This window comes from Streptococcus sp. CCUG 71758, from assembly GCF_011714815.1.
Classification (GTDB): Bacteria; Bacillota; Bacilli; order Lactobacillales; family Streptococcaceae; genus Streptococcus; species Streptococcus halitosis.
In genome coordinates this window covers 145,897-155,051 of record NZ_RXXO01000004.1, presented here as the reverse complement: position 1 = coordinate 155,051, position 9,155 = coordinate 145,897, and the positions used below count along the sequence as shown (strand labels likewise).

Below are 9,155 nucleotides of genomic sequence, written 5' to 3'. Positions count from 1 at the left end.
GTCTCATATGTTGGCTCTTCTGGTTTTGATGGCTCTGGTTGATCTGGAGTTTTTACCGGTGGTGTTGGCTCATTTTCATAGCTTGGCGCTACTGGAGCTGGTTCCAATGGTTTCTCTGTCTCATACATTGGTTGAGTTGGAGCTGTTGGTGCAACAGGTTTCGTCGGAACCCCAATTGCATTAATGTTTGAATTGAAAGCAAACCAAATATTTCCACTCTTAGAAGAAGCCATATTAAAGCTAATCTCCGATTGAGTTATTTCACCGACAATAGCACCGTACCAATTATTTGGACTAGAGGTTGTATCCCATTCCGATGTATCCCAACGAGCCCCTAGCGATTTTTCTGCATTTGATGAATCTGCATAAGCAGAGTTATTTTCATGAATCTTGATAGATGAACCAGAAATTGGAATATATCGACCGTTAAAGTTTCTAACACTTTCAATTGCATCTTTATCAATTGCCCCACTACCGTTACCTCTATTTAGAGATGAAAAATTAACTAATCCTCCTGTGAGATTCATAAGTTGACCTTCTTCATCATAAAACTTGACTTTTACATTAATGTTTGTAGAAGTAAAATAATCATTATACCATGCTGTCACAGTTGGATCACTCGAGGCAAACATAGTCATTTTGGTTCCATCGTTAAAACCTGTTTCTTTTAATGTGTAAGTGTAAACTACTTTTGAAATTTTCTTACCATTAAAACTTGAATTTTTTAGACCAGTATAGGTAACATCGACTGGTTTATCCTTTTCTAATACAAGCTTTGCATAAGTGTTATTCGAATTGATTGCATTGAAATATGAATATGCTGTAGATTTTGTCCTATCAGGATTTGTTGGCGAAATCCCCCATGATTTTACCAACAAATCCAATTCCTGCTGCCCATATTGATGTACAGATGGATCAATTGTTCGTATTGCATTTGGTTCTGATTTAAAGTTCAACGATTGTGATCTTGGTTCTGAAAGATAACCATCTTGCTTCTTTTTACTCTCCGCTTCTGCGAGTGCTGCAGTATAAGCTGCGACATCTTTCTTATACTTGGCAAGATCTGCTTCATATTTCGCAACTTTAGCCTCGTATTCAGCTTTTGCGGCGGCATTCCGCTGCTTGATTTCTTCGTTTTCAGCTTGGAGCGCTGCATTTTTTGCCTTGTTGTCTTCAACAGCCTTTTCATAGGCTGCTTTTGCATCGGCATTAGCTTTTTGAACGCGAGCTAATTCCGTCTGGTATTTGGCCAGCTTAGCTTGGTAGTCTGTTTCGTTAGCTGCATTCGCTTGCTTAACTGCTGCTAAGTCTTTTTCGTATTGTGCTATTTTAGCCTCATAAGTTGCCTTGGCTGTTTCATTTCGTTGCTTAATCGCTTCATTTTCAGCTTGAATGGCTGTATTTTTAGCTGTGTTTTCTTTTACTGCTTTATCATAAGCCTCTTTAGCTTCCGCATTAGCTTTTTGAACTCGAGCCAATTCTGTCTGATAAGCTGCTAATTTAGCTTGATAATCAGCATCATTATCCGCCTTAGCTTTCTTAACAGCTGCAAGATCTGCTTCATACTGCTTCATTGCTGCTTCGTAAGTTGCTTTTGCAGTTTCATTACGTTGTTTAATCGCTTCATTTTCAGCTTGAAGCGCTGCATTCTTTGCTGTGTTTTCTTTTACTGCTTTATCATAAGCCTCTTTAGCTTCCGCATTAGCTTTTTGTACTCGAGCTAATTCTGTCTGGTAAGCTGAAAGTTTATTTTGATAATCCCGTTGACTATCTTCGTTTGCTTTTTTGACAGTTGCTAAATCTTTTTGGTATTGCGCTAGCTTAGCCTCATATTCTGCTTTAGCTGTTGCATTGGCAGTGTTGATTTTTTCAACTTCTTCTTGATGATTTTTTAGATCTTTTTGGTACTTGTCATCCGCTGCTTTGTTTTCAGCATTGATTTTATCTGTTTCTGCCTGATGAGCTGCGACTTCTTTTTTATATGCTTCAGTTGTTGTCTTTATTTCTTTAGCCTGTTTAGCATAGTCGCTTTTAATCTCATCTTGTTTTTGAGCATTTTCTGTAGCAGTTGTGGCTGTTCCTTTGTCTTTTGTTTCATCTTGAACTACCTTAACTCCTGCAGATTTTGCATCGGCAACTGTTTTATCCAAATCAGCTGATGATACTTCTACTGGCAAAGCTGAGTCTTTAGAACCAGCCTTAGCTTGGCTCTCTTTGGCAACTTGGCTCATTTCACCCTGAGCTTCAGGTAGATTTGTGGCTGGGTTTCCTGTAGTAGCCACCTCAACTGTACTTGTACTAGTTGTCTCTGTGACTTCATCAGCAAATACTGCTTTGTCTGCAAAAGCAATCAAAGCAGTTCCTAAAACAGCACCACACAAAGTTTTGGCAACCTTGCTTTTACGAAATCCATAGACTTCTTTTTTATTTTTCATTCTAATCCCTTTCTTATCTAAATTAATCATCTACCATCCATAGTAGCATTTTATGATGCGGGATGCAAACATTTACTCTCCCCCTTCATTTATCGATAAATCTAACATATTTATAAATGAAATTAAAAAGAAGATGGTTAAACCATCTTCTTTTAGTTAAACTATTTATTTTTCAGTCAAGGCTGCAAGTCCTGGAAGTTCTTTACCTTCAAGGAGTTCCATAGAAGCACCACCACCAGTAGAGATCCATGAGAATTTGTCTGCACGGCCAAGGTTGATCGCAGCAGCAGCTGAGTCACCACCACCGATGATTGATTTAACGCCTGGTTGTTTCACGATAGCGTCCATCACACCGATTGTACCAGCTTGGAAGTCAGGGTTTTCAAATACACCCATAGGTCCGTTCCATACAACTGTTTTCGCACCAGTCAATTCTTGGTCGAATTTAGCGATTGATTTAGGACCGATATCAAGACCAAGGAATCCTAGATCTACTGCTTCACCTTCAGTGTCTTTCACTTCAGTGTAGTCAGCAAATGCGTTCGCTTCTTTTGAGTCAACTGGCAAGATCAATTTGCCGTTTGATTTTTCAAGAAGAGCTTTCGCTACATCCAATTTGTCTTCTTCTACAAGTGAGTTACCGATTTCGATACCTTGTGCTTTGTAGAATGTGTAAGTCATCCCACCACCGATAAGAACTTTATCAGCTTTTTCAAGCAAGTTTTCGATAACACCGATCTTGTCAGATACTTTAGATCCACCAAGGATAGCTACGAATGGACGTTCTGGAGCTTCAACTGCTTCTTTGATGTAAGCAATTTCGTTTTCAAGAAGGAAACCAGCAACAGCTTTTTCAACGTTTGCTGAGATACCAACGTTAGATGCGTGTGCACGGTGAGCAGTACCAAATGCATCGTTTACGAAGATACCATCTCCAAGTGATGCCCAGTATTTACCAAGTTCAGGATCGTTTTTAGATTCTTTCTTGCCGTCAACATCTTCGAAACGAGTGTTTTCAACCAAGAGAACTTGTCCATCTTCAAGAGCGTTAACAGCTGCTTCCAATTCAGCACCACGTGTAACACCTGGGATAAATTGAACTTCTTGACCCAATTTAGCAGCCAAGTCAGCAGCTACAGGAGCAAGTGATTTACCTTCTTTATCTGCTTCTTCTTTTACACGTCCAAGGTGAGAGAAGAGGATTGCACGTCCACCTTGTTCAAGGATGTACTTGATAGTTGGAAGAGCTGCAGTGATACGGTTATCGTTAGTGATCACGCCATCTTTTACAGGTACGTTGAAGTCGACACGAACGAGAACTTTTTTCCCTTTCAAGTCAACGTCTTTAACAGTCAATTTTGCCATTAGATATGACTCCTTCTTTTTTTATACGTGTTAATTATATCACAAAATCAGCAAAAGAGATAGAAAAACCCTAAACTTTTCTTGTTCTTTCTTATAATTGAAACTAGCATTTTTTAAAATAAAAACTAGAAAAACCTTGTTAAATAACTGATTATTGAAAGAAAGACTAGCTCATTTAATCATTCTTTCACTGATTTCTACTAGTTAAAACAAGGCCTGACTAATCTACAGTCAAGCCTTGTTTTTAATTTTTATGAGAAAATCCAAGATTCGTAAATTCGATTAGTCTTCTCTCTTCTTTCCAGCAAGCAAGCCGTAGCCACTCATTACTCCGAGGAGTCCCAGCGCTACTAGACTAGCATCTCTTGTCGCTCCTGTATTTGGAAGCTCTTTGCTTGCTGCTTCAACTTTTGTCGGTGCTGCTGAAAGAGCTTGATCCCTCGTTTGTGAGACTTGCTCTTCTTTCGTTCCTACTTCAACAATTTCTGGGATTACTTCCTTAACAACCTCAGTTGAATGAAGAGTGCGTTTGCCCTGACCATCAACTTCTACAAAGCGACGAACTTGACCTTCCACACCTGCTTGGATTAGCTGGCGTTGTCCTTTGAGAAGAGCTGCATTTGGTCGTTCCTGATGTTCGAAGGAAACTGTTCCCTCTTCAACTTCCAGTTTCGGAGTTTCTAGAACTAAATCTTTCACACCCTCAGCCGGTTGGTTACTTGACAGAACTTTTGTTCCAACTTCTGTGATTTCTGGGATAGCTTCCTTGAGAACTTCAGTTGAACGAAGGGTGCGATTGCCTTGGGCATCTACTTCAACTAGACGACGAACTTGGCCTTCTTCTCCTTTTTGGACAAGTTGACGTTGACCTTTCAGAAGGCTTGCATTTGGTCGCTCTTGACGTTCGAAGGCTACTGTATCCTCTTCAATTTCTAGTTTCGAAATTTCTAAAACTAGGTCTTTTACTCCCTCAGCTGGTTGGTTGCTAGACAGAACTTTTGTTCCAACTTCAGTAATTTCTGGGAGGGCTTCCTTGAGAACTTCAGTTGAACGAAGAGTGCGATTGCCTTGGGCATCTACTTCTACTAGACGACGAACTTGGCCTTCCGCTCCTGCTTGAACTAGCTGGCGTTGTCCTTTGAGAAGCTCGGCGTTTGGTCGCTCCTGACGTTCAAAGGCTGTTGTTTCAGTTTCAACAACTAGTTCAGGGAGGGCTTCAACTGTTGGAGCCACTTCATTTGGATCCATGCTTCCAACATGATGGCTTTCTTCTGCAGGTGCTAGTTTCTTATTCAGCTTTTCTTTCATGTCCGCAAAAGCTTGTGGAGTTGGTGTTTGTGAAGACAACAAAGCTTCAACTTGGGCAATCAACTCATCTTGAGAATCTTTTTCACGGACAGATTCGAGCAAACCTTCCAATTCTTCTCTAGCAGTTTGATAACGTTGATTTCCATCCAAGTCCGCTCCAGCTTGTTTCAATTCATTCAAGGCTTTGTTGACTTCTTCTTGACTAGCATCATGGTTTTCTGCAACAGCTTTCGCTGCATTAAGTTTCTCTACTAGTACAGCTTGTTTGTTCTCACTTGAGAAGGTATAGGCAAGGGTTGACTGGCGACCTTGGGCAGCAGTGATTTCTTGTTTGAGGTACTCATCGTTGACAGCTGCTTTTGGAGAAACCAAGACATCGAACTCAGCAGTGTGTCCCTTGTAATGCAAGGTCAAGGTTTGTCGTCCAGTCTTCTGAGCATCATAGCCCGTGATTTCAACACCTTGATCCGTAAAGGCATGACTTTCTTCCGTCTCATCATCATAGAGGACACCGAAGCGACCTTCAGAGAGATCCAGTTGATCCCCTACTAGATAGTCTGTTTTTGGTTTCTTCGTAATGTACAAACCTGCTACTTCTTTTGGTTTTCCTTCATCCTGTCCTGTCACTTGGACTTTCAGATCACCTGACACTGGTAAACCAAGGTATTGAAGTGTTAGGTTTTGTTCCCCTTTTTGATGAGCGTCGTATCCAGATACCGTCACACCTGAGTGAGTAAGGTTAATCAGCTCGTCGGCTTGTCCCCCTTCGTATTGAACACGGAGAGTTCCGCCTCTGAGGTCGAGATTTTCACCTTCTTTATAAACTGTCTTCTTAGGTCCTTTTTCAAGACTAACTGCAGCAATTTTTCTTTCATCCTGTGGAATCGCTACAGCCAAGGTGTTACTGATTTCTTTGCCAGGTAGTTGAGTACGATAATAGAGGAGATTTGGTTGCTTGTCAAAGGCCAATGGTGCTGTTGCCAAGTCGCCTCCAGTTTCAGACTTCAAGGTTGCAATCGGTGTTTGTGAATCTGCCTTGTCGTAAACGGTGATGGTTGCACCCGCTGGAACATCAGAGAAGCCTAGTTGAACTTGATGGTTTCCAAGTGAACGGGCAGCTACCTTAGCCATTGGAATATTTTGACTTTCTGTGTCCAAGGTTTCATACATCTTCCAGTTGTAGATACGAATGGCCTTCCAAGGTGTCCCGTTATCTGAAGTGATAACTTTTAGGCGCCAGTCTTGAGCAGTGATTGGTTTGTCAAGAGTGATATCCGTAACGTGCGCTTTGTTGCCACGGACTTCCTTAGCTAGTTTCCATTCACCATCTGCATCTTTATAATAAAGGTCAAAGTCTTTGGTGTTCATCAAACCGTCGTTGACAGACTCACCGCCAGCTCCCGCATGATCCATTACCCATCTGACAACACGACGTGGTTGGGTCAAACGAATATCGACACTACCGCTCAATTGTCCTGAAGACCACTTGTCTGACAGACTTGTAATCGTACCGTTCAACATGCCTTCGATGCCTTCCCCGCCTTCAGTATTCGGGAAAGTGCTACCAATAACCGTTGCCCCTGGAACAATATTTTCAGCCAAAGGTCTTGGGAGAGTTGTATCCTGAACAGTCATCCCCCAGTTGAATGACGCAGTTGCTGCTTCTGAACGGAGTCCATTTTTACCAACTGCAACGACTTTCAATTCTTGCGTTGTACCAGTCGCATTAGCAGAACGGCTAACTTTTGGCAAGTAGATGGTTGAAGCAGATGAACCTGTCAACAAACGCCAGTTGTCACCGTCTTTTTCGTAGACTTCATAGAAATCCGCATCTTGGTTACCCGTAAATTGAACAACTGCTTCAGCTTCTTGGGCATTCTTAAGAGACTGCTTCACCACAGAGAGACCTGTTGGAGCTTGCGGTGCTTGGTGATTGTCTGAAATTGTTAATTGACCTAGGTTGAACTGATAATCTTTTACAGCTCCTTCATGCTCGAAGAAGAGTTTAACTGCATAGATGGTTTTACCTGCTAGTGAGCTAAGGTCAAATTCTTCATTCTTCCAGTCATCAGAGAGAGTTAGTTCTTTCCATGCAGCTGCATCCTCAAATTTGTAGTCTGGTGTTGTAGAGAAGGCCATATAAACTTTCGAGCCTTTTCCTCCCTTGTGGGCAACCCGAAGTTTGGTTTTCTCCGTTACTTCTAGCTTGGTAGAATACAAATTCACATCTTGGTCCGTCTTACCAGCTACATCACCTGAGAATTTAAGAGAGTTTCCGCCATTGTAGGCATCTGTAAAGTCATATTCTGCACGGAGTTTTTCCCCTGTCGAAGTCTGCCACCAGCGCCATGTTGGCAAGACACCTGAAACAGAACGGTAGTTCCACTCAGAATCCTTAGAAACTTTACCGTCTACAAACCACTTTCTACCATGACCTGTATTAAAGGAGGTCGTGAAGGTTCGACCAACTGCTGGTGTGCGGTCAGCAACCAAATTGGCAATCCCATACCATTCTTTGTCAGCTGGTTTTTGAGCCGTTGGATCTCCTTGGTAACCTGTAAAAAAGATGTCTTCGTTCTTGTGGTAGTCTTCGCCTGTTTTTCCTAGACTGGTAATCGTATCTGGTGCAAAGAGTCCAAGTGACAAACGCAACTTGCCTTTTTCATCTAATAGGGCATCCCATTTGACTTTGGTCTTATAAGAACCACCTTGTTGCAATTCCAAGCCTGCAAAGACATCATATTGACTACGTTCTAGCCATTTTGCCATCTCTACAGAGTAGTCATTCTTTTCCTTGTTCCAGTTGAAGTTGGCAAAGAATTGATCTGCAGGAACCTTGTCACCTTCTTTTTGCATGAACTGATAGTTGTATTCACCAAGGCCATCTTCGTGGTAACGACCATATTTGTAGGTCATGGCATCGTACCAAGCATACTTGATTGGATGGTTGACTTTAGCCGCGTATTCTTTTGTATAGAGCATGAATTGGCGCATTTTTTCACCAAGAGGTGCTACCAATTCCCCCGTTGTTTCTTGGTTGATGAAATAGCCATCAAAGCCATAGTACTTAGCAAGATCGACAAGTTTTCGTGCGATAGGGAAGGTGCCATCTGCGTCTTGTTTCAAGGCAGCTGCAAATTTCTCTTGGTCAGCAATGCTGTTTGACCAGTTGAAAAAGAGTGTTCCATAAACGGGAACTCCGTTGCGGTGACCGGCATCAATGACATCTGGAGTTGGAACTAGACCTTCCCAGAAGACCATTGAATCCAAGTATTGCCAGTAATCAAAAGCGTAGGCCTTGAATTCTTCTCCACCAACAGAAGCGTGGTCTTTGGCCTTTGAGTTGGTATTTGCCAGCGCCTGGACCTTGGCTCTTCTGCTTGCTTTTTCATTGACCAACTGACCTCTATGGCGCTTGGCGAGTTCAACTGAGGAACGGTTAATGGGATCATCCTCACGCGCACCCGGTTCCCATTTCAACAAATCTTCCCATGTATCAAATTTGATTTCTTTTGGTCGGAGACTCTTTTCTTCATTTTTAGGAACGTCTGCTGGAGTCGGTTTGTCGGCTTTCTTCTCAGCCACTTGAGGAGCTTCCTCTGGTTTGACTTCTTCTTTTTCAGTTGGTTGAGCAGGTTTTTCAGTTTTATCTGTCGGAGCGGGTTTTGCCTCTTCTTTTTCATTAACCAAATCCGCTATTGCTGGAGTGTTTTCTGAAATTGGTTGCTCAGCTACTTTGTTCTCTGTTTCCGATAATTGTTTTTCGATAGCTGCAGTATCTGGATTAGTTGTCTCACTAGTACTTGTAGCTTGGGCGCTCGTATTTGCAGCTGTTTCAGGGACTGCGACTTGTTCGGCAAGAGCTGGGCTCGCAAATAGAGCTGAACCAATCATCAAGGAACAAGCCCCGATTGACAGCTTACGAATACTGTAACGGCAACGTTTTTCAAAAAATAGATTTTTCATCTTATCCTCCTAATAAAATATAAAGTAAGCGCTTTACTTTTTGATAAAAAGTAACTGTTCTCAGTGCACACCACCAGAACA

Annotated in this window: 3 protein-coding genes; all 3 read right to left on the bottom strand. The window is 42.0% G+C overall.

All coding sequences use genetic code 11. The features are described from left to right. The coding region (locus EKB01_RS08050; protein WP_279586246.1) for a GbpC/Spa domain-containing protein at window positions 1–2,435 on the bottom strand (2,435 nt) is incomplete at its 3' end. 165 nt (window positions 2,436–2,600) lie between these two features. Further along, entirely contained in the window at window positions 2,601–3,800 is a 1,200-nt protein-coding gene (locus EKB01_RS08045; protein WP_167266492.1) for a phosphoglycerate kinase, read from the bottom strand. A 282-nt stretch (window positions 3,801–4,082) separates the two neighbouring features. Further along, window positions 4,083–9,074: a bacterial Ig-like domain-containing protein gene (locus tag EKB01_RS08040; RefSeq protein ID WP_167266489.1), complete on the bottom strand. Its 4,992-nt coding sequence runs from the start codon at window positions 9,072–9,074 to the stop codon at window positions 4,083–4,085. Between the last annotated feature and the right edge of the window lie 81 nt (window positions 9,075–9,155).

What these genes read in the sequence shown, in the direction of transcription:
- EKB01_RS08045 (WP_167266492.1), bottom strand. Translation starts at nt 3,800, where the DNA reads ATGGCAAAATTGACTGTTAAAGACGTTGACTTGAAAGGGAAAAAAGTT.
- EKB01_RS08040 (WP_167266489.1), bottom strand. Translation starts at nt 9,074, where the DNA reads ATGAAAAATCTATTTTTTGAAAAACGTTGCCGTTACAGTATTCGTAAG.